This window comes from Stenotrophomonas sp. SrG (genome assembly GCF_050031795.1).
GTDB classification, from domain to species: Bacteria; Pseudomonadota; Gammaproteobacteria; order Xanthomonadales; family Xanthomonadaceae; genus Stenotrophomonas; species Stenotrophomonas rhizophila_A.
The window spans coordinates 1-236 of record NZ_JBNBBE010001327.1 but is presented as its reverse complement, the minus strand read 5'-3'; the positions used below and the strand labels follow the sequence as shown (position 1 = coordinate 236).

The window sequence follows — 236 nt, the reverse complement described above, 5'->3', positions numbered from 1 at the left end:
CTCCGTGGCGGTGGTCGTAGGCCAGCCGGCCGTCGCGGACGGCGTGGTTGGCGGCGGTCTGCATCTCGGCATTGATTGTGGTTGTGTCGTGGTAGCCCTTGTTGAGCACGTCGCCGCCGTAGCGGGCGATCATCTCCTGGCGGAGCAGTTCGGCCTCGTAGGGGGCCTCGACCTGCAGCTGGGGCTCATGGGCGCTGGCGTGGATCGGCACGGCCTTGGCGGCGTCGGCCTCGGCA

At 69.9% G+C, this 236-nt stretch carries 1 protein-coding gene; it reads right to left on the bottom strand.

The annotated features are described in order from the left end of the window. Positions 1–236 (bottom strand): hypothetical protein (locus ACQG3P_RS23730; RefSeq protein WP_426806418.1); only part of this gene is annotated, 236 nt, incomplete at both ends.